Consider the following 21,134-nt stretch of genomic DNA (forward strand, 5'->3'; position numbering starts at 1 on the left):
TCAGTACATGGTAGGCGGGCAATTACTTTCCGGTCGGGCCGGCGTGGGGGTAGCAGGTGCTCCGCTTGACGTGAATGCCTTGCGCCAACCGGGCCCGCTGACGCGCATTGCGCTGGTTGGCAACCCCAATTCCGGCAAATCCTCGCTGTTTAATCAGCTCACCGGCCTCAATCAGAAGGTAGGCAACTTCCCAGGCGTTACGGTGGACCGCAAAACCGGCACCAGCCAGCTTACCTCCCAGCACCGAGCCGAAATCATTGACCTGCCGGGTACTTACTCCCTCTACCCCAAAAGCCTGGATGAAAAGGTAATCACGGACCTTTTCTATGACCAGACCAGCGCGCAGTACCCTGACTTCGTGGTGGTAACGGCCGACGCTAGCAACCTGCGCCGTAATTTGCTGCTGTTCACCCAGCTGGCCGACATGGGCCTACCCACGGTGCTGGCCCTGAACATGATGGACGTGGCCGAGCAGCACGGCGTGCGGATTGATGTGGCTGCCTTACAGGAGGAGTTGGGCGTGCCCATTATCCCAATGAATGCCCGCAAGGGCGTGGGCATTGCCGCGCTCAAGATTGTTATGGCCCAGACGCTGGGCGCCCCCAAGGCCCATTTCTACGAGCCGGAGGAAGAATTGCTGCCCATGATTCGGCAGATTCGCTACTACTTCAATCTGCACAACGATTACCTGGCCCTGCACTACGCCCATCAGTACCGCCACATCAGCTTCCTGACGGCCGACGACCGGGCCTACATTCAGGAGCTGACCGAGCAGTACGGTTTTGAGCCCACAGCCCGGCAGGCCCAGGAAACCATCGACCGGTACCAGCGCATCAACGAGATACTGCTTAACTGCGTGTCGGTTACGCGCACTGAGAAAAACGAGCCCTATAGCAACCGTCTCGACCGAATTCTGACCCATAAGGTCTGGGGCTACCTGATTTTCTTCGGGGTGCTGTTTCTGATGTTTCAGGCCGTTTTTGCTTGGGCCAGCTACCCCATGGAGCTGATTGATCAGGGCGTAGCCTGGATTAATGGGCTTATCCAGAGTAATTTCGATGGGCCGCTAATTAACCTGCTGACGGAAGGCGTGCTGGCGGGCCTGGGCGGCGTGCTAATTTTCATTCCCCAGATTGCGCTACTCTTCGCCTTTATAGCCGTGCTGGAGGAAACCGGCTACATGGCCCGCGTGACCTTTATGATGGACCGGATTATGCGCCGGTTCGGGCTGAACGGTAAAAGCATTGTGCCCCTGATTTCGGGGGTAGCCTGCGCCGTGCCCGCCATTATGAGCGCGCGCACCATTGAAAACCGCAAGGACCGGCTTATTACCATCTTCGTGACGCCTCTTATGTCGTGCTCGGCCCGAATTCCGGTCTATACCGTGCTGATTGGGCTGGTAGTGCCCGACGAGCCGGTGCTGGGTATCTTTAACCTGCGCGGGGTAGCCCTAATGGGGCTATATCTGCTGGGGTTCTTTGCGGCCATTCTCTCGGCCTGGGCCATGAAGCTGCTGCTTAAAACCACGGAGCGGAGCTACTTCATTATGGAGTTTCCGGTGTACCGCTGGCCCCGCTGGAAAAACGTGGGCATTACCATCGTAGAAAAAGTAAAAGCCTTTGTTTTCCAGGCGGGTAAGGTTATTCTGGCCATTTCCATCATGCTCTGGGTGCTGGCCTCTTACGGTCCGGGCGACGCGCTGGAGCGGGCCGAAACCCAGGCTACTACCGAAGGACGGGCGCAAGGACTGAGTCCGGCAGAAATAGAATCCCGGGTAGCTTCTGAAAAGCTGGAAAGCTCCTACGCTGGCATCTTCGGCCACTTTATCGAGCCGGGCATTCGGCCCCTGGGCTTCGACTGGAAGGTTGGTATTTCGCTTATTACCTCGTTTGCCGCCCGGGAAGTGTTCGTGGGCACCATGTCTACTATCTATAGTGTAGGCCAAGACGCCGATCAGCAAACGGTGCAGCAAAAGCTAGCCGCTGAAAAGGATGAAAACGGGCAACCATTTTTTACGCCGGCCCGGGCCTTTTCCCTGCTCGTTTTCTATGTGTTTGCCATGCAGTGCATGAGCACCCTGGCTGCTACTTACCGCGAAACCAAGGGCTGGAAGTGGCCCATCCTGCAGATGCTTTACATGACAGGGCTAGCCTACGTGTCGTCCCTGATTGTGTACCAGGTGTTGAAATAAGCCAGAAAAATAAACGCCACAGGGCCGCTAGACACTTGTCCGGCGGCCCTGTGGCGTTAGTGCCCAATCAGAAATACGGCCGGCTGCTTGTGAATATCGGGCGGTCCGGCCTTTTTCCAGCCCGCTACGGTATCGGTTCGCACCAGCTCGTTTGCAGCCGTGAGGCTGGCCGCCACGCATAGGCGGGTACCGGGGTGTAGGGTCTGGAGTAGGTCTTCGAGCAGGGGCAAGTTGCGGTAGGGAGTCTCGATGAAGAGCTGGGTTTGCTGCTGCTGTAGTGCCTGCTGCTCCAACTTTTTAATAGCCGCTACGCGCTTAGCCCGTTCAATGGGCAGGTAGCCGTGGAAAGCAAAGCTCTGGCCATTCATGCCCGAGGCCATCAGGGCCAGCAGTAGGGAGGAAGGGCCTACCAAAGGTACTACCCGAATCCCGAGTTGGTGGGCCCGGCGGGCCAGTTCGGCGCCGGGATCCGCAATGCCGGGGCAGCCAGCCTCGGAAATGACGCCGGCATCTTGGCCGGCCGCAACCGGGGCCAGGGCCGCCTGAATCTGAGCCTCGGTGCTGTCTTTGTCAATGACGCTGATGCGCAGCTCCTCAATGACTTGCTGTGGGGCTACGCCTTTGATAAAGCGCCGGGCTGTACGGGCATTCTCCACCAGAAAGTAGGATAGCCCGGCCACCTGGGTAGCTACTTGCGGGGGCAGGACCTGGGTGGCTGTGTCTTCAGCCAGCACGGTCGGAATAAGGTAGAGGGTGCCTTTCACAATTCGGCTAGCAATTACTGTTCAATAAAGGCCTTCACCAGCCCAAATACTTCCTCGGGCTTTTCGGCGTGCACCCAGTGGCCTGCGTCTACCACGGTTTCTACTTGGGAGTTCGGGAATAGCACCGGAATACTGTAGAGCTTGTCTTCCGTCGTAACGTAGTCTGATTTGCCGCCGCGGATAAACAGAGTAGGTTTCAGGAAGGGCTGCTCAGCGGTTATTTCGGCGCCGATGTCTTCCATTTCTGCAGTCAGGGCCTCCAGGTTAGGGCGCCAGGCAAAAGAGTTGTCCTCGCGGCGGTACAGGTTTTTCAGCAGAAACTGGCGCACATCTACCTGCCGGATGTAACGGGCCAGGGCTTCGTCGGCCTGCTGTCGGTTTTCCAGAGCAGCTAGTGGCACCGCGTGCAGACCAGCCAGAATATCGTCCTGGTGGCGCATGTCGGAAAAGCGCGGGGCAATGTCAACTACCACCAGTTTGCCTAGGCGGGCGGGGTAGTCGAGGGCGAAGCGCATGGCCACTTTGCCACCCATGCTGTGGCCCATCAGGGTCGTGTCGGGGCCGAGCTGAAGCTGATCAAACAGGCCCAGAACGTCCTCGCTCATCAGCGCATAGGTGTGTTCCGGGGCGTGCGGGGAGCGGCCGTGGTTGCGCAAATCCACTACAATAACGCGGTGACCCGCCTCGGCCCAGCGCCGGGCTAGGGTTTGCCAGTTGTCGAGGGTGCCAAACAGACCGTGCAGAATTACCAGTGGGGCGCCCTGCCCCATTTCGCGGAAGTGAAGTTGCAGCATAACCCTGCAAAGATGGGGACTTTGGCAGTAGCAACGGCCCGTCGTCAGCCTCAGGCCCGGGCGGCAGGTAGAGTAATGGCCACGGTAGTTCCCTGGCCCAGCACGCTTTTAATATCGAGGCTACCGCCCTGGCGGTGCATGAAGGCTCGGCAGAGCAGCAGGCCCAGTCCCGTACCGGAACGAGGGCCACGCATAGGGTGGTTGGTGGGGCCGGCGTCCGTAAGCAGGGCCGTGACCTGGCGCTGGTCCATGCCAGCGCCCGTGTCGGTTACGCTTAGCCGCACCCCGGAACCGGGCAACGCTTCCGCCCCGAGCTGAATGGTGCCGCCACTGGGGGTAAACTTCAGCGCATTACCTACCAAATTGCGCAGCACTGTCTGGGTCATGTGCGCATCTGCCCACACTGCTGCCTCCGGTAAAGTTTCCAGCCTGAGCGTAATCTGCTTGGCCTCAGCGGTGTTGGTGTAAAGTTGTATGGCCTGAGTAAGCAGATCCACCACGGGTAGCCGCTCAGGACGGAAAGCTAACTCGCCGGTTTGGTTAACGGCCCAGTTTAGCAGGTTATCCAGCAGGTGGTTGAGCTGATGGGCCGATTGGCGCACGAGGTCAGGCAGGCGCCGCAGACCTTGTTCGTCGCCTTGCTTGAGGTAGAAATCAATAAGCTCGGTAACGCCCGCAAACGAGGTAACGGGGCCGCGTAGGTCGTGAGCCACAATAGCGTAGAGCCGGTCTTTGGAGGCGGCTACCTGCCGCAACTCCTTGGTGGCCTCTTCCAAGAAGCGGTGGTTAACGGCCAGGGCCTCCCGGCTGCGCCGCAGCTTAAAGTACAGCAGGCCCATGCCACCCAAGCCCAGCACCAGGGCCGCAATAGTGCCCCAAAGGGCCCGGTTGCGCTGCTGGGAGGCTAGGCCACGCTCGGTAAGCCGCCGGATCTGGCCTTCTTTTTCGGCCGTTTCGTAGCGGGTTTGCAGGGCGGTTAAGGTTTGCACCCGTGAGCGGCTGTTGAGGCTGTCATTCAGGTCTCGAAACCGATTTTGCCATGTAAACGCCTGTTCAAAATTGCGCCGGCTGGCACTGATTTCGGCCAGCAAGCTGTAGGCATCCAATACCCGCTCTTTGTAGTCGATGCGGCGGGAAAGGGCCAGTGCCCGGCGGGTAAGCTCCTCCGCCTCTTCCAGCTCCGACTTAAGTAGTAGGGCCGTTGCCAGCAGCTCCAGGTGGCCCGCCTCGAAACGGGGGATATTGAGCGGTTCAACCAGCATAACCGACTGGCGCAGCAACCCTTCCGCTGTTTCCAGCTGGTTCATCTGCAGGTAGAAGGAGCCCAAATCAGCTAGGTACAGCGACTCTCCGGGCCGGTCGCCGGTGCGGCGGGCCAGTTGCAAGGCCCGGCGAGTGAATACCAGCCCTTCCTGGCGGCGCCCCAGGTTGAAGTAGAGGTTGCCCAGGTTGCCGAAAAGCATGAGCTGGGTCCGGACGGTCACCCGGGGTTCGTAAGCCCGTTCCAGGGCCCGGCGGTAGTTCAGCAGGGCCGCTGCCGTGTCGTTACGCTCATGATAGACGCCGCCCATACCTGCGTAGCTGCGCACAATACCATCTACGTTGTTAAGGCGGCGGGCTAGCTGAAGAGCTTGCTGCTGCAACTGCAAGGCGTGCGGGCCGTCGGCTAGGTTAGCGTAGCAGCTACCCAGGTTGAGCAAGGCCTGTAACAGGCCCGGCTGGTCCTGAAGACGACGGGCCAGCGCCCTGCTCTGTTCCCCGTAGGTGAGGGCGCGGGTGGGCGCGCTGTCGTGCAGTTCGTAGCACAAAGCATTGAGCAGCCGCACCCGGCCCGTATCGGCGGGTTGGGTGCGGAGCTTCCGCAGCAACGTAGCTTCCGTTGATTGGGCGGAGGCTACCGTATAGGCAATACAGAATAAAAAACAGAGAATCAGCAGGCGCTGCATCAGCAACGGGGCAATAAGATGGCCGGGCTCCTGATGGGTACCGGATGGGCAGGGGTTCGATTGCGTAATATAGAGGAGTTGCTATTAAATAAGAAGGCAGCAACTGTCTTATATTAGTATGGTTTAGCTTGTTTCGGGTGAGGAGGCTGGCGCACGATACGGCTAACTTTCTCTCGCCTCAGGCCCAGCAAAACCACCGCTGTTTTTTCTCCAGGGGCGTGTTGCGCAGAAACTCCGCAACGGGTTCCAGATTAGTCAGCAGGGAGGTAAGAGTAAGCACCTCGCCGGTCTGCAACTGCAGCTTCAGGTACGTGTAGTTGCTCCAGAAAAGCCGCTCTGACTTACAGGTAACCCGCTCTACCCGCGCAATATCCTTTTTGCCAAACGGAATCCGAACCCGGCCTTCGTACACTTCCAACACGTTTTGCTTCGGGTCGAAAACAAGGGTAGTGTGCAGGTTACGCGCGTAGTACTGGCTGTGTAGCAGGAAGGCCGGCACGGAAAACCCCAGCACCACGGCAGCCACGGCCGTCAGCAGAACCAGCTCGTAGCTCGAGAGCGTACCGGCGTAGAAAAAGGTTCCTAGAAAAGGTAAGCCTACCCCCAGGCACAGCAACGGCCAGAACAATAGCGCGAACTGCCGCAGAAAGGTGGGGCGGTATACCCGACTTTTGCGGGTGAAAAAGCCGGTAATTACTCGCAGACCGACCACCATTAGGGTAACGGCGGCCGCCGCCTCCAGCAGCGGCCGCAGAAAGGGCAACAATTTCATTTATCGGGCTTAGCGCACCAGAATCCAGGGCTCCCCGGCCGCGTGCTCGCGCAGCCGGCCGAACGACTCCAAAGCTAAGCCGTACTCCGCGAATATGGCTTGCACGGCGTCTCGGCCCGCAGGCTCCACGCATACCAGCAGGCCACCGGAAGTTTGCGGGTCGCAGAGCCACTGGCGCTGCTCCTCGGTAATTTCCCCGATTTTGTGGCCGTAAGAATCCCAGTTCCGGACGGTGCCACCGGGAATCGACTTTTGGGCGCGATACTGCTCGGCTTCCGGCAGCAGGGGTACTTTGCTGAAGTCTACCTCGGCCGTCAGGTTGCTTCCTTCGCACACTTCGGCAAGGTGGCCCAACAACCCAAAACCCGTCACGTCCGTCATGGCGCGCACCGCCTGGAGCTTGCCCAGCGGCTCCCCAATTTTGTTGAGCTGCATCATGCTGTGGGGCGCCAGCTGCTCGTGTTCCGGCCGCAAGATGCCGCGCTTCTGGGCCGTGGTGAGCATGCCTACCCCCAACGGCTTGGTCAAGTACAGCTCGCAGCCGGCCGTGGCGGTATCGTTCTGCTTTAGGTTGCTGATGTCGAGTAGGCCGGTAACGGCCAGACCGAATATGGGCTCCGGCGAATCAATGCTGTGGCCCCCTGCCAATGGAATACCAGCTTCGGCGCAGATACTGCGGCTACCTTCAATTACGCGCCGAGCAACCTCAGGCGCCAGCTTATCAATGGGCCAGCCCAGCACGGCAATAGCCATAACCGGCCGCCCGCCCATGGCATACACATCACTGATGGCATTGGCCGAAGCGATACGCCCGAAATCGTAGGCGTCATCCACGATGGGCATGAAAAAATCAGTGGTGCTGATCAGGGCCTGCCCGCCCCCGATGTCATACACGGCGGCATCGTCGCGGGAGGAGTTTCCTACCAGCAGCTTGTCGTTGTGGGGTTGCGGAATGCTGGTGTGCAGAATCTGATCCAGCACTTTAGGCGCAATTTTGCAGCCGCAGCCCGCGCCGTGGCTATACTGAGTAAGGCGAATGTGGTCGGTGGGGTTGGAGACAGAAGACATAGAGGTGGTAGGAGGCGCGTGATTAATAATTCCAGGCGGCTTGCTGTAAAACTACCCGGTAACCATCCGGGTCTTCGAAAGTAAGCCCAAGCTTGTCCCAGTACGGGTTAGCGGCCGGCACTGATGAGTACCCTTGAGCCTGCAGCCGGTCAACGGCCAGTTGCCATTCCAGCCGGTCGGGTAGGTAAAATACGAGCAGATGATCTGCCGTTGGAGCCCGGCCAATAAGGTGCCCGGGCTGGGAGGTAAACTCCAAGTGGTAGGGGGCCTGCGGGTGCCCTAGCATTACCCCATCAAAGCCCTCGTGCCCCGCAAAAGAGCCTAATTCCCGAAGGCCTAGCCCGTCGCGGTAAAACCGTACTACGGCTGCTAGCTGATCGGTAGGGCGAGCTACGCGCAGCTTAGGAACCATGGGAGGCAGGCCGATGAGTGGTCAGAAAACCAGCTTCTTGAGCGGCCCGCTGCACCAAGTTGGCGTTAATAGCCGGGTCGCAGGTATCGGAGGCTACGCGCACGACCGGGCGGTCGGCTAGTCCGTGCGTATAAGTCCGGTCGTAATAGTCGAGCACGAGGCTGACCATTTTCTCCATATCGTCTTCACCAATGGCGGCCAGGGCTTCCTTGGTTGCCAGGCCACCCAGGCGCTTTCGGATGCGGAGGATGCTGGTAGCCAAGGCGGCTGGGTCATGACGACCGTATTCCTCGGCTAGCTTCCGCACTCGTACGTCGCGAGGAATTTCCAGTAAAATCAGCGGGGCCGTGCGCAGTTGGGCAAATAGGGGCGGGGGAACGTGCATGCTACCGATGGTGCGGCTTTCGTCTTCGACCCAGGTAGGAACCTGCGCCGGTAGGGTAGCCAGCACCGCCGCCAACTCATTCTCAAACTGCTCCTGGGTAGGCTGGGGCGGCTGCCCGATGCTGCCAAACGCCGACCCCTTGTGGCTGGCCAGTCCTTCCAGGTCGAGGACGGGTTGCTCAGCGGCGGCCAGGGCCTGCAGCACGTCGGTTTTGCCCGAGCCGGTTAGGCCGCCGAGTACCAGCAACGACCGGGGTTGCCCAAACTCAGCCAGGGCCCAATGCCGGTAATCTTTGTAGCCTTTGTTCAGCAGATGCACGTGGAAGCCAGCCAACTCCAGCAGCCACTGCACGGCCCCGCTGCGCATACCACCGCGCCAGCAGTGCACGCGCACTTGCTTGTGAGGAGCAAGCTTCTGCGCTTGCCGCACCATCTGACTCATGCGCGGCCCAAACAAATCGAGGCCCAGCAGCACGGCCTTTTCCTGGCTCATTTGCTTGTACGTGGTGCCAATGCGGGCCCGCTCCTCATCCGAAAACAGCGGAAAGCTCAGCGCTCCGGGAATGTGGCCCTGGGCGTATTCAACCGGCGCCCGCACATCGAGAATGGGAGCTTCGGCGGGGCCTTGCAGGAAGTCGGAGAGGGACAGGCGGGGCATGTTGTTGAATGAAGAACCAAAAATGAGGAATGAAGAAGTACGAAGTGGCCGGTGCCACCGGGCGCCAACTGAAGCGGCATACAGCCTACCGGCCCGATTATGAATGGTTACTTCCTTCTTGTTAATCCCCTAAGCTAGCTGGCGCCGGTACAGCTGAATGGTGTTTTCCAGGCCCAAATACAGAGCGTCGCAAATCAGGGCGTGGCCGATGCTCACCTCCGCCAGGCCCGGCAGGTTTTGGTGAAGGTAGGCCAAGTTGTCCAGGTCGAGGTCGTGGCCGGCATTGAGGCCGAGGCCCAGCTGTTGGGCAGCTTCCGCGGCTTCTCGGTAGGGGCGAATAGCTGCTTCCCGGTCGGTGTGGTAGCGGCGGGCGTAGTCTTCGGTGTACAGCTCAATCCGGTCGGTGCCGGTGCTAGCTGCTGCGTGCACCAGCTCTACCACCGGGTCCAGAAAGATGCTGACGCGGGCCCCAAAGCTCTTCAGCTCCGCTACCACATCCTGCAGATACTCCTGGTGCCGGACCGTATCCCAGCCGGCATTGGAGGTAATGGCATCGGGTGCGTCCGGTACCAGCGTCACCTGCTCCGGACGCACGGCGCGCACCAGGGCTAAGAAATCAGGGGTGGGGTTGCCTTCCACGTTCAGCTCCGTGGTAACCAGGGGTTTAAGATCGTGCACATCCTGGTAGCGAATATGGCGCTCGTCGGGCCGCGGGTGCACCGTAATACCTTGGGCGCCAAACCGCTCACAGTCGCGGGCTACCTGCAACAGGTCGGGGCGGTTGTGGCCGCGGGCGTTCCGCAGGGTGGCTATTTTATTTATGTTTACGCTGAGCTTCGTCATAATAGGGTAGGCTGGCCGGGAGGTACGTGGTCAAAGATACAACCTCAAACAGCCCACCTCGCTTTCCGTTTCCGGTCATGCTGCTAACCCCAACGTTACGTTACCGCCTATACAAGCAGTTCTCTCGCAGCTGAAAAAGGGCCTTGTCGACCCCGTTGTCGGGAATAACCCGTAATCTTGCACCTCCTTTATTCTCCTTCCCATGGCTCTGAAAGAAACCATCGACGCTGATATTAAAAAGGCTATGCTGGCCAAAGACAAAGTTCGTCTGACCGCCCTGCGCAGCATTAAATCCCAGATCCTGCTGGCGGAAACGGCCGAAGGACAGCACGGCGCGGCCCTAACTCCTGAGGCCGAAACGAAGCTGCTAACCAAGTCGGCTAAGCAGCGCCGCGAAGCCGCCGAAATGTACCAGAAGCAGTTCCGCTCTGACCTGGAAGAAATAGAGCTGGCAGAGCTGGCCATCATCGAAGAGTACCTGCCCCAGCAGCTGTCGGAAGCTGATCTGGTGGAAAAGCTCGTCGGCATCATCCAGCGCGTAGGAGCCACCGGCCCTTCTGATTTGGGTAAGGTAATGGGGGTAGCCGCCCGCGAATTGGCAGGTCAGGCCGATGGCCGGCAGATTTCACAGGTAGTAAATAACCTACTCAATAATACGAATCTGTAAGAGGGCAATAATGGGTAGCGAAAGGGTGCAGATGGGTCACCGCCATCTGCGTCCTTGCTAGGACAGCCCGTCAAACTCACCTGTTCACTTCTTCACTGTTCCACCTTGTGTCCGCCCTTGATATCCTGCTGCTTATTCCGCTGGGCATTGGCGCGGTGAAAGGCTACCGGCGCGGGTTGCTGCTGGAGGTAGCCTCGTTGCTGGCGCTGGTGCTGGGGGTAGTGGGTGGTTTGCTGTTGCTAAACGATGCCATTCCACTGGTGCGTCACTACGTGGGGGAGGCCTTTGGACTGCTGCCGCTGGTGTCGTTCGTGCTAGTGTTTGCCGCCATCGGTTGGGGTGTGCATCTGCTGAGCGGGGTTATCCGCACAGCCGTGCACCTGACCCCGCTGGGCGTGCTGGATAGCTTGGGCGGCGCGGTGAGCGGCGTGCTGAAATGGGTACTCGGCCTCAGCTTATTGCTGCACGGGGTGGGCATGGCGGGTCTGCAGCTGATTTCACCCCAGCTGCTGGCCGATTCGCAGGTGCTACCCGTTGTGCGGGAAGCCACGCCGCTGGCCCTGAGCATCGTAAGCTTCGTGTTGCCCTTCGCTGGCACTCTGCTGGATAAGCTGCGCGAGGTGTTTTAGTAGCCATCCTGCATGGAATGTAGGCGCGGGGCGGAACTAGTAACCAACTGCTTGGTTAGCACACCTACCCTTACCTTTGCCCATGCGTTTGCTGCTACTAGATAACTTCGACTCCTTCACCTATAATCTGCTAGACTACCTCCGGCAGCTGGGCTGTGAGGTGCTGGTGCGGCGTAATGACGTATCCTTAACTGAGTTGCAGGACTTATCCTTCGATGGTGTCGTCTTGTCGCCGGGACCAGGCGCGCCGGCGGCGGCAGGCGTAATGCCAACTGTCATCGAGGCCTACCACCAGCAGCTGCCCATGCTCGGAGTATGCCTGGGCCACCAAGCTTTGGGCGAGTTTTTTGGGGCCAAGATCAGCCGGGCCAATCGGCCCATGCACGGCAAAGTATCGGAGGTAGAATGGCTGGCCCCGAGCCCGCTGAATGCAGGGCTACCGCTGCGCATGCCCGTCACGCGCTACCATTCTCTCGTACTAGATCAGCTGCCCCCGTCGTTGGAGGCGCTGGCCCGTACTACTACCACCGAGCAGGAAATCATGGCGCTGCGTCACCGTACACTGCCTTTGTACGGGGTGCAGTTTCATCCGGAAGCTCTCCTGACGCCCAACGGCCTGGCCCTGCTAGGCAATTGGGTCAAGAATTGTATCATTGCACAACCTGCCCCGGCGCCCTGAGCCCGGCAGTATATTCCCTGAGAAGATGGCGTTGCAGATCAAGGAAAAGAATGGATTTCACTACGTAGATGAAGGTTCCGGCGAAGTGCTGTTGCTGCTGCACGGTCTGTTCGGAGCCTTGAGCAACTGGCAAGACGTAGTGGCCGAGTTTAGCGCCCAGTACCGCGTAGTAATTCCGCTCCTGCCAATTTATGACATGCCGCTCACCAAAGCGGGTGTGCCCGGCCTGGTAGGTTTTGTCGAAGATTTCCTGGCGGAAGTAAAGCTGCCTGAGCCGTGCACCGTGCTCGGCAACTCCCTCGGCGGGCACATTGCCCTGGTGTACACGTTGCGCAACGCCGGCCGCGTAAACCGGTTGGTCCTGACGGGTAGCAGTGGCTTGTTTGAGGACAGCATGGGCGGTTCGTTTCCTAAGCGTGGTAACTATGCCTACGTGCAAGAGCGGGTGGGTTATACCTTCTACGACCCCGCTATTGCTACCCAGGAACTGGTTGATGAGGTATTTAGCGTAACCAACTCCAACGCGAAATGCCTGCGCATCATTAGCATTGCCCGCTCGGCCCAGCGGCATAACCTAGCCAAGGAATTGCAGCACATCCGCGTACCTACCCTGCTAGTGTGGGGGCTGAACGACACGATAACGCCCCCCGTAGTAGCCCACGAGTTTAACCGCCTCATCCGCGGCTCTGAGTTGCGCTTTCTGGACCACTGCGGTCATGCGCCCATGATGGAGCGCCCAACTGCTTTCAACCAGCTACTGCACCAGTTTTTAGCGCGCACAGCTGTTCCGGTAGCCGGGTAAGCTCCGCGCCGCCGAGGCTTTCGCCAAATAAATGCAACTGTTGGTCTGGTGAACCCGCTCTTTTAGCCAGCCACGTACGTATGTATGGCTGGAATTTCTTTCTTTGGTAGTGTGCCCTACCTCTATCTTCGTTCCTAGTTCCCTCCCATGAACTCCATTATCGCCGAGGATTTACTGAATCAGATGATTCCGCCCCTGAAGGTGACGGACTCTATGGAAAAGGCGGCCCGCTGGCTGGAGGAATTCCACGTGGGCCAGCTGCCTGTGCTCGATAATCGGCTGTACCTGGGACTGGTGACGGAATCGGACCTGATGGACCAGGATGCCGATAAGCAGCTGCTCAGTGATATTGCCTTGAACTACGCTGATGTGCACGTGCAGCGCGACCAGCACTTCTACAATATCATTGAGCTGGCCGTGCAAAATAAAGTGCAGCTAGTGCCCGTACTTGATGAGCAGCGGGAGTACATGGGTGTGGTAACCGTAAGCGACACGCTGGCGGCCTTCGGTAAAGTGCCCGTTGCTAGTAACCAGCAGGGCATCATTGTGCTGGCCATGGAAGAGCGGGATTATTCCCTAACCCAGATTAGCCGGTACGTAGAGGAAAACAACGCTAAAATCATAAGCGCCCACGTGGCTCAGGACGAACACGACCCCTACCGGATCCGGCTCACTCTGAAGCTGAACACGCCCAATATTACCCGCATTATTGCTACTCTAGAGCGGTTCGGGTATTCTATTACGGCTCAGTTCAGCGGCACCGAGGAAGTGAGCGAAGACGAGCAGCAGCGCTACGATGCCCTGCTGCGTTACCTGAACATCTGAGCAGGTAGGAGAAGTGCTGGCTATTGTATTGACGTTGCTGCTAGGCCTGCTACCGTCGGCCCCGGCAGCTATGCCTGTCGCTGGCCTTTCCGCGGCTCCCCCTGATTCGCTCCGCCGCGCCGCAACCGACAGCGTGATTAGCGTGCAATGCCCCGGCTACCCCACGTTGCGGGTTGCTAGCATTCTGTTTGTGGGCAATAAAGTAACGAAAGAGCCGGTGCTACGAGCCGAGCTGGATTTCCGGGAAGGCGATACGCTACGGGCCGCTACCTTCAGTAAACGACTGGAAGCCAACCGCCGCCGCTTATTTAACCTGCAGCTTTTCCACCAGGTGCTGCTGCAGGCCGTCTGTCGCGACGGCGAAGTGACCATTCTCTACAGCGTGCAAGAGCGGTGGTACACCTTTCCTGTACCCATCTTCTCCCTGGCCGACCGCAATTTTCGCTCCTGGCTCGACCGTGCGGACCGCTGGCAGCGCGTAGATTACGGGTTGCATCTGGTGCGCCGTAACTTTCGGGGCCGGAACGAGCAACTGCTGGCCAACGTGCAGTTAGGCTTCAACCGCAAATACGAAGTGTTCTATGAGGCGCCAGGCTACGGTCGGCGGCGCCGTATTGGCCTAGGGGCCGGATTGTCCTACTACCGCAGCCATGCCCTAGACTATGCCACGGTGCAAGACAGGCTCGCCAATCTGCGGCAGGAAAATGATTTTCCTATTGAGCGACAGTATGCTACCCTGGGGCTGCGTTGGCGCCGTACCGTGCAGCACCTCACGGCCCTAGATGTGTCGTACCACCGCGAGCAAGTCTCCGACTCCGTGCTCTACTACAACCCAACCTACTACCTGCACGGACCGCGCCGGGAGTACGTGGAGCTCAGTTTAGTCAGCACCCTCAACCAGCGCCATACATTTGCCTACCCCTTAACCGGACAGTACGCGCAACTTGCCCTATCCTACCGCACGTTTCTTACACCAGGCACGCCAGATGTACTTACGCTACGGGGGCGCTACGCCCGCTATTTAGCCCTGGGCGGTCCATTTTACTACACCATTGGTACGGCCGCGCAAGTGCGCCTAGCCCGGTCCGTAGGCTACGCCGATAACCGAGCATTTGGGTATGATGTCTTGGTGCGCGGCTATGACGCTTACGTAATAGATGGCCACCACTACGGTCTCGTGCAGCAAGGGCTTACGTATCGGTTGCTTGATGTAGGCCAACTCCAGCTCAATGGAGTGCGCACTACTAAGTTCAACACCATTCCCCTCGTGTTTTATTTGAATACTTTTGCCGACGTAGGCTACGTGCAGACACCAGCACCCCGGCCTACGAATCGGTTGCCCAATAAGCTGCTGGCCTCCACCGGCGTTGCCTTACACCTGGTAACGTACTACGATTGGGTGCTTACCCTGGAGTATGCCCGTACCCGGGAGCGGGAGGGAGGCTTCTTTTTTCGTACGCAGTTCCCCATTTAATCTTCCTGCCAAAGAGGCATCAGATTAAGCTTTTGTTATGAAAATTGCCATTCTAGGTAAGCCATTCAGTGAGGAGCTGACGCCTTTCATGCGTGAAATGGTAGAAGAACTGACGCGTCGGCAGGCCGAAGTATGCGTTCTGGAATCGTTTCATACTTACCTCAGTGAACGGGTTGATTTACCTGAGGGCATTACCACCTTCCGGCGCGGCGACTCCCTACGGGGCATGCAATTCGTGCTCAGCATTGGAGGCGATGGTACCCTGCTCGACACCGTTACCTACGTCGGAGCCCTTCAAATTCCGATCCTCGGTATCAATACCGGACGGTTAGGATTTTTGGCCACCATTTCCCCCGACAAGATTGGCCCCGCCTTGGACTCCCTATTCAAAGGGCACTTTGTGCTGGAAGACCGAAGCCTGATTCGGGTTGATACAGACCCCGATACCTTTGGCGCTATTAACTTCGGCCTCAATGAGTTCAGCATTCTGAAGCGCGACACCTCCTCCATGATTGTGGTACATACCTACATCGATGGAGAGTACCTGAACTCCTACTGGGCAGATGGCCTGATTGTGGCCACGCCCACTGGCTCTACTGGGTATTCGCTGAGCTGCGGCGGACCCGTTATGTTACCACAAACAAACAATTTTATTATCGCTCCCGTATGTCCCCACAATCTGAACGTACGGCCGCTAATTGTATCAGACCGGAGTGTAATTTCCTTTGAAATTGAAGGCAGAAGCAACAACTTTTTGCTTTCACTTGACTCCCGCTCCGAAACAGTAGAGGCCGGAATTCAGATTGCTGTTCGCCGAGAAAACTTTAATGCTCGCCTGGTAAAGCTTAACCATGTTAACTTCCTGAGTACCTTGCGCAGTAAGTTAAACTGGGGTCTGGACCGTCGGAACCCTGCTGGCATACCTATTTAAGCATAGAGATTTTCCACTAATAATTTTTAAAGTTCCCGTCATCCTCTACTTTTGTCGCTGACTGCGACCGTGCTTGTACAATTTTCGCATTCTTGAACTTGAATATTTTCTAACCTTCGCTTAATATGAAGCAACTCTTCACCTACACTACGGCCCTGCTGCTAGTCCTCGCACTGGTAGCGACGGAAGCGAGTGCGCAGCAATTCAGCAAGCGGAAGCAGTACAACTCTGTTGGCCTGACCGTAACTGGCATGAACTACTTTGGAGATATTACTCCCAAGCCTAGTATTCCCAGCTTCCGTCCCGGTGCAACTCGTCTTAATGCAGGTCTGACATTCACACGCCGTTTTGCTCCGCGTATATCGGGGCGCGCCTCTTTGACATACGGTCGTATTAGCGGCGACGACTCGAAAGCTGCTGATCAGAACGATGCGGACGCTAAGTTCCGCTTCAACCGGAACATGAACTTCCGCAACGGTATTTTGGAGTTTGCGGCAGTAGGCATGTTTGATCTGATTGAGAATCGCAACAACTACATCAAGCGTCCTGACTTTGTACCCTACGTATTCGGTGGTATTGGAGTAATGCGTCATAATCCGAAAGGTTTGGACGCAGAAGGCAATTATGTTGCTCTGCAAGCGTTGAGAACTGAGGGACAGTCGGAGGGCTACTCTTTGACCCAATTCGTTATTCCTTTCGGTGCTGGGGCTCGTTACAAGTTGAACAAGCAGTTTGATATTGGCCTAGAGCTTGGCTTCCGTAAAACCTTTACCGACTATCTTGACGACGTAAGCGGTAACTACGTAGCTAACCGGGATGCTCTCTCTTCTCCTGCTGCTAAGTATTTCGGTTGGGATATTACGAAAGAGGTCCCAGGCACATATACTGAAGCCGTTCAAGGTGGCGAGATGCGCGGCAAAAGCTCTGAAAAAGACTGGTACACTACTTTGGGTGTGTCGGTAAACTATATCCTTGCTCCTCGAGTAAGAAGCCCCAAATTCCGATAGCCAGTAAACTGGCTGTCCTTTTTCACCAACAGCCAGTCTAATGACTCAATCGAAGCTCTTCAAAACACTCCTTGCTGGCGTATTGCCAGTAGGGAGTGTTTTTTTTGCCTACACGGCAACTGCTCAGAACACTAGCGAGATAGGAATAGGCTTGGGCGGTTTAACCTATAAAGGGGAGCTGTCACCGAACTACCAATTCCGCAACAACCGACCGGCCCTGACAGCCTTTTACCGGAAGGATGTATCTGCACCCATAACATTGCGGGCAGGGTTCACAGCTGGTTTGTTACGTGCCGACGATGGTAACGTGCAGGGTGCTAATGGAAGAATTGCTCCGTTAGCCGAATATCGCAATGCTAATATGAAAGGTAGCCTGCTGGAAGCATCCGGCGTAGTAGAATATAATTTCTTTGATTACCACGACCGGCGCGACAAGGTCCACTTCACGCCCTATGTATTCGTTGGACTGGCCGGATTTTATGCCAATACTCAGACAGCTAGTAGTGCTAACCCCCAGCTAGACCGCAAGGCGGGCATGATCAATCTGGCTATTCCAGCGGGCTTAGGTTTCAAATATGCTCTTTCCGACCACTGGAACCTAGGCTTGGAAGCTGGGGCGCGCAAAACCTTCACTGATCAACTGGACCATATTGACGGCAAATCCCGGGGGCAAAATGACCTGATTGGTAATTCGCATGATCAGGACTGGTACTTCTACAACGGCTTGAGCATTTCCTATACCTTCTACAAAATTCGCTGCCCTGACCCTAGCCAGGAAAAAGCAAAGAAAAACTAATTACTACTGATAAGTAGTTGGCTACAAGTCTTGCCGCAAACAGCCCCCGACATACTAGGTGCCGGGGGCTGTTCGTATTAAGACCCTTGAGTGCAACTTGTTATTGAGCAGAGGCGAATGCAACCATTTGCGTAACTTGCAGCCTCTTTACGCAAAAAGTACTGATGGCCGTCCGGTCCGAGATAGATTCCCAGAATATACCCGCTCACGTAGCTGTCATAATGGATGGCAATGGCCGTTGGGCCAAGCAGAAGGGGGGCTTGCGCATTTTCGGGCACCAGAGCGCCATCAAGGCCGTGCGCGAAACAGTAGAGGCCGCCGCGGAAGTGGGGGTGCGCTACTTAACCTTGTATGCCTTCTCGACCGAAAACTGGTCGCGGCCGGCGCACGAGGTGATGGCGCTTATGCAGTTGTTGGTTCATACCATCCGGCAAGAAACCCCTACGCTGCTCAAAAACAGCATCCGCCTTCAAGCAATCGGCCAGATTGAAAATTTGCCTGCTTCCTGCCAAAAGGAATTGGCGGAGGCAATCGAGCTAACTAAAGAAGGCTCCCGAACTACTCTGCTGCTAGCTCTAAGCTACAGCGGCCGGTGGGACCTAACGCAGGCCGCGCAGCGAATGGCTCAAGAGGTAGCAGCTGGTCGGCTGCAGCCGGAGCAAATCACGGAGCAAACGGTAGCCAGCTTTCTTTCAACAGCAGGCATTCCAGATCCTGAATTGCTGATTCGCACCAGTGGCGAACAGCGCATTAGTAATTTTTTATTGTGGCAGCTGGCCTATACGGAACTGTTTATCACCGATTTGCTGTGGCCTGATTTCCGGCGGGAGCATTTTTACGATGCCCTGCGGGCTTACCAGCAGCGGGAGCGTCGGTTCGGGAAAACCAGTGAGCAGCTAACCGTTTCGTAATAACAGAACATGAGTTCTTCCTACCATAAACTTATTCCAGCTGCCGCGCTGGCCTTGTCCTTGGGCGCAGTGCCAATAAGCACGGCCGTTGCCCAAACTCAGGTGCCGGCTGCCTCTGCCGGCGAGCAGCCCCAGCGTTACACTCTGGGTGGCATCACTGTAAGCGGCGCCCGTTACCTGGATCCTAATACGCTAATCGGCCTGACTGGGTTGAAGGTAGGGGACCCAATTACAATTCCGGGCGAAGAAATCGGTAAAGCCATCCGCCGGCTCTGGGACCAGGGCATTTTGGGCGACGTAAGTGTGAGCATTGCGCGCACAGAGGGCAGCCGCATCTTTCTTGATTTTAACTTAAAGGAGCGGCCCCGGCTGTCTAAATTTGAGTTTTCGGGCATCGGTAAAAGCCAGGCCGATGAGCTCAAGAATAAGATTAAGCTAATCCGCGGAAAGGTGGTAACGGATGCGTTGCTGAGCAACACCCGTACCCAGGTTCGGAAGTTCTATACCAATAAGGGCTTTCTGGACAGTAAGGTTACCATCACCCAGGTTCCTGATTCCTCGCTGTCTAACAGTGTCGTGCTGAATATCAAAGTTGATAAGGGCTCTAAGGTCAAAATCAATGACATTCAGTTTGAGGGAAACACAGCCTACTCGGATGGTAAGCTGAAGGGCAAGTTCAAGAAAACCAAAGAGAAGAAATTTCCTAAGCTCTTTAACTCCGGCAAGTTTCAGAGTAAAGAATTTGAAGAGGACAAAGCCAAGCTGCTAGAGTTTTACAACAGTGAAGGCTACCGCGACGCTGTTGTAGTTTCCGATACGCTGGAGCGGATAGGGGATGCCCTGCGCCTCACTGTCAAGGTAGATGAGGGTCCCAAGTATTACTTCCGGAATATTACCTGGAAGGGTAACTACCTCTACGATGACAAGACCCTGGCCTCTGTGCTAGGCATTAAAGAAGGTAGCGTCTATAGCAAGGAAACTCTGGATAAACGCCTGAACTACAACCCAACAGGTCAGGACGTAACCTCGCTCTACATGAACGACGGTTACCTGTTCTTCCAGATTGAGCCAGTAGAGACCAAGGTAGAAGGCGACTCAATTGATATTGAGATGCGTCTTACGGAAGGTGTACAGGCGCGCATTAAGGACGTGAACATTGCCGGAAACACGAAAACTTCCGACCACGTAGTGCGCCGCTCCCTGTACACGCTGCCCGGCGACAAATTCAGCCGAGAGCAGCTCATTCGCAGCCAGCGTGAAATTGCTACCCTAGGCTACTTCGACCCGGAAAAGATTGGGTTGAACCCGGTTCCTAACCAGGCTGATGGTACGGTTGACATCAATTACACGGTGGAAGAGAAGCCTTCCGACCAGATTACCCTGTCGGGTGGTTGGGGTGGTTACGCCGGCTTTATTGGTACCGTTGGTCTAGTGTTCAATAACTTTTCCCTGCGCAAAGCCGGTACGTTGCGCAATTGGACGCCGGTGCCCGCCGGTGATGGTCAGCGTTTGTCGCTGAACGTGCAGGCGAATGGCTTGCAATACCAGGCCTACTCTTTCTCGTTTACGGAACCCTGGCTGGGTGGCCGCAAGCCGAACTCTCTGTCCGTAAGCCTAACCAAAACCATTTACCGGCTAGGTACCAACTTCGACGCCGAAACGGGTAGTTTCCTTAAAACAAATGGTGCTAGTGTAAGCTTAGGCCGCCGTTTGCGTTGGCCCGATGACTATTTCACGCTGAGTAATGCCCTGTCCATCACCCAGTACAAACTGAACAACTACACGGCGTTAGGCTCTGAATTCTTCCCTAACGGTACGGGTAACGCGAACAACATAACGTTTAACACAACCCTTTCCCGCAACAGCATCGACAACCCCACCTTCACGCGCCGGGGCTCTTCACTGGCGCTGAGTGTGAATCTGACGCCGCCTTACTCCTTGTTCCCGGGGTCCAGCCCCAGCGTAGGTGAGTGGGTAGAGTTTCACAAGTGGATGTTTGACGCCTCTTGGTTCTCGCCGGTGGTAGGCAAGCTGGTTCTCAATACCCGCGCCCACTTCGGTTTCATTGGCACCTACAACAGCAGCCGCCCAATCGGGCCATTTGAACGCTTTAAGCTGGGTGGCTCGGGTCTGGGCTACGGTGGGTCGGCAAACTTTATAGCTGGCACTGAATACATTGGCCTAAGAGGCTACGCGGACCCAGGCGATGCCAGCACTTCCCCCTTACCTACCTCTATAACTGGTACGAATGGTTCTAGTGGCGGCGTGGTGTACAATAAGTTCGTGATGGAAATGCGTTATCCGGTTAGCTTAAACCCGGCCGCCACCGTGTACGTGCTCAGCTTTGCAGAAGCTGGCAACGCTTTTGAACGCTATTCCGAGTACAATCCTTATAAGTTGTACCGCTCAGCGGGGGTCGGAGCCCGCATCTTCATGTCGGCATTTGGTTTGCTAGGGTTTGACTACGGTTGGGGCTTTGATAAAGTGCCGATCTACACTCCTGGTCAGAAGCAGGACAAGGGCATCTTCCACTTTATTATCGGCCAGCAGATCCGCTAAGCCCGGCGGCGCGGCCGTCAAC

At 56.7% G+C, this 21,134-nt stretch carries 20 protein-coding genes; 12 read left to right on the plus strand and 8 right to left on the minus strand.

The window, feature by feature from the left end:
* The first annotated feature begins 7 nt into the window (after nucleotides 1–7).
* The gene (gene feoB, locus MWH26_RS00480) at nucleotides 8–2,191 is read left to right on the plus strand and encodes a ferrous iron transport protein B (RefSeq protein WP_244694601.1); all 2,184 of its coding nucleotides are present in this window, start codon (nucleotides 8–10) and stop codon (nucleotides 2,189–2,191) included.
* 56 nt (nucleotides 2,192–2,247) lie between these two features.
* Here the strand turns inward: feoB and MWH26_RS00485 are convergent, their stop codons facing one another.
* From MWH26_RS00485 to MWH26_RS00520, 8 genes are all read right to left on the minus strand, one after another.
* Nucleotides 2,248–2,955, minus strand: coding sequence for an SAM-dependent methyltransferase (locus tag MWH26_RS00485; RefSeq protein WP_247975615.1), 708 nt, complete (start codon nucleotides 2,953–2,955; stop codon nucleotides 2,248–2,250).
* 14 nt (nucleotides 2,956–2,969) lie between these two features.
* The gene (locus tag MWH26_RS00490; RefSeq protein ID WP_247975616.1) at nucleotides 2,970–3,749 is read right to left on the minus strand and encodes an alpha/beta fold hydrolase; all 780 of its coding nucleotides are present in this window, start codon (nucleotides 3,747–3,749) and stop codon (nucleotides 2,970–2,972) included.
* A gap of 50 nt (nucleotides 3,750–3,799) precedes the next feature.
* Nucleotides 3,800–5,695 (minus strand): sensor histidine kinase, encoded by a 1,896-nt coding sequence (locus MWH26_RS00495; protein WP_247975617.1) that lies wholly within the window; start codon nucleotides 5,693–5,695, stop codon nucleotides 3,800–3,802.
* Between the two features lie 178 nt (nucleotides 5,696–5,873).
* Nucleotides 5,874–6,467 (minus strand): PH domain-containing protein, encoded by a 594-nt coding sequence (locus tag MWH26_RS00500; RefSeq protein ID WP_247975618.1) that lies wholly within the window; start codon nucleotides 6,465–6,467, stop codon nucleotides 5,874–5,876.
* 9 nt (nucleotides 6,468–6,476) lie between these two features.
* A complete protein-coding gene (gene selD, locus MWH26_RS00505; protein ID WP_247975619.1) occupies nucleotides 6,477–7,535 on the minus strand; it encodes a selenide, water dikinase SelD in 1,059 nt (352 codons plus the stop codon).
* Between the two features lie 22 nt (nucleotides 7,536–7,557).
* Nucleotides 7,558–7,947: a VOC family protein gene (locus MWH26_RS00510; protein ID WP_247975620.1), complete on the minus strand. Its 390-nt coding sequence runs from the start codon at nucleotides 7,945–7,947 to the stop codon at nucleotides 7,558–7,560.
* Nucleotides 7,937–8,989 carry a tRNA 2-selenouridine(34) synthase MnmH gene (gene mnmH / locus MWH26_RS00515; RefSeq protein WP_247975621.1) on the minus strand — a complete coding sequence of 351 codons (1,053 nt, stop codon included), beginning with the start codon at nucleotides 8,987–8,989 and terminating at the stop codon, nucleotides 7,937–7,939. Before mnmH ends, MWH26_RS00510 begins: the two co-directional genes overlap by 11 nt.
* 129 nt (nucleotides 8,990–9,118) lie before the next feature.
* Nucleotides 9,119–9,832, minus strand: a complete 714-nt coding sequence (locus MWH26_RS00520; RefSeq protein WP_244694610.1) for a pyridoxine 5'-phosphate synthase — start codon at nucleotides 9,830–9,832, stop codon at nucleotides 9,119–9,121.
* 202 nt (nucleotides 9,833–10,034) lie between these two features.
* Here MWH26_RS00520 and MWH26_RS00525 point away from each other — a divergent pair, with 202 nt between their 5' ends.
* The 11 genes from MWH26_RS00525 to bamA all read left to right on the plus strand — a co-directional run bounded on the left by MWH26_RS00525 (nucleotide 10,035) and on the right by bamA (nucleotide 21,112).
* Complete coding sequence (locus MWH26_RS00525; protein WP_244694611.1) at nucleotides 10,035–10,499, plus strand: GatB/YqeY domain-containing protein; 465 nt, start codon at nucleotides 10,035–10,037, stop codon at nucleotides 10,497–10,499.
* 107 nt (nucleotides 10,500–10,606) lie between these two features.
* A complete protein-coding gene (locus MWH26_RS00530) occupies nucleotides 10,607–11,128 on the plus strand; it encodes a CvpA family protein (protein WP_247975622.1) in 522 nt (173 codons plus the stop codon).
* Between the two features lie 82 nt (nucleotides 11,129–11,210).
* On the plus strand, nucleotides 11,211–11,807 hold the full coding sequence (locus tag MWH26_RS00535) for an anthranilate synthase component II (RefSeq protein WP_247975623.1): 597 nt from the start codon (nucleotides 11,211–11,213) through the stop codon (nucleotides 11,805–11,807).
* A gap of 25 nt (nucleotides 11,808–11,832) precedes the next feature.
* Nucleotides 11,833–12,609 carry an alpha/beta fold hydrolase gene (locus MWH26_RS00540; RefSeq protein WP_247975624.1) on the plus strand — a complete coding sequence of 259 codons (777 nt, stop codon included), beginning with the start codon at nucleotides 11,833–11,835 and terminating at the stop codon, nucleotides 12,607–12,609.
* A gap of 147 nt (nucleotides 12,610–12,756) precedes the next feature.
* A complete protein-coding gene (locus tag MWH26_RS00545) occupies nucleotides 12,757–13,434 on the plus strand; it encodes a CBS domain-containing protein (protein ID WP_247975625.1) in 678 nt (225 codons plus the stop codon).
* Nucleotides 13,435–13,504: 70 nt separating this feature from the next.
* Complete coding sequence (locus tag MWH26_RS00550) at nucleotides 13,505–14,908, plus strand: POTRA domain-containing protein (RefSeq protein WP_247975626.1); 1,404 nt, start codon at nucleotides 13,505–13,507, stop codon at nucleotides 14,906–14,908.
* A 37-nt stretch (nucleotides 14,909–14,945) separates the two neighbouring features.
* On the plus strand, nucleotides 14,946–15,839 hold the full coding sequence (locus MWH26_RS00555; protein WP_247975627.1) for an NAD kinase: 894 nt from the start codon (nucleotides 14,946–14,948) through the stop codon (nucleotides 15,837–15,839).
* Nucleotides 15,840–15,964: 125 nt separating this feature from the next.
* Nucleotides 15,965–16,846, plus strand: a complete 882-nt coding sequence (locus tag MWH26_RS00560) for a DUF6089 family protein (RefSeq protein WP_244694617.1) — start codon at nucleotides 15,965–15,967, stop codon at nucleotides 16,844–16,846.
* 40 nt (nucleotides 16,847–16,886) lie between these two features.
* The gene (porG, locus tag MWH26_RS00565; RefSeq protein ID WP_247975628.1) at nucleotides 16,887–17,642 is read left to right on the plus strand and encodes a type IX secretion system protein PorG; all 756 of its coding nucleotides are present in this window, start codon (nucleotides 16,887–16,889) and stop codon (nucleotides 17,640–17,642) included.
* A 164-nt stretch (nucleotides 17,643–17,806) separates the two neighbouring features.
* Nucleotides 17,807–18,553: an undecaprenyl pyrophosphate synthase gene (gene uppS / locus MWH26_RS00570; RefSeq protein ID WP_247975629.1), complete on the plus strand. Its 747-nt coding sequence runs from the start codon at nucleotides 17,807–17,809 to the stop codon at nucleotides 18,551–18,553.
* Between the two features lie 9 nt (nucleotides 18,554–18,562).
* Nucleotides 18,563–21,112 carry an outer membrane protein assembly factor BamA gene (gene bamA / locus MWH26_RS00575; RefSeq protein WP_247975630.1) on the plus strand — a complete coding sequence of 850 codons (2,550 nt, stop codon included), beginning with the start codon at nucleotides 18,563–18,565 and terminating at the stop codon, nucleotides 21,110–21,112.
* Nucleotides 21,113–21,134: the final 22 nt, after the last annotated feature.

It is taken from the genome of Hymenobacter sublimis, assembly GCF_023101345.1.
In the GTDB taxonomy this organism is placed as follows: domain Bacteria; phylum Bacteroidota; class Bacteroidia; order Cytophagales; family Hymenobacteraceae; genus Hymenobacter; species Hymenobacter sublimis.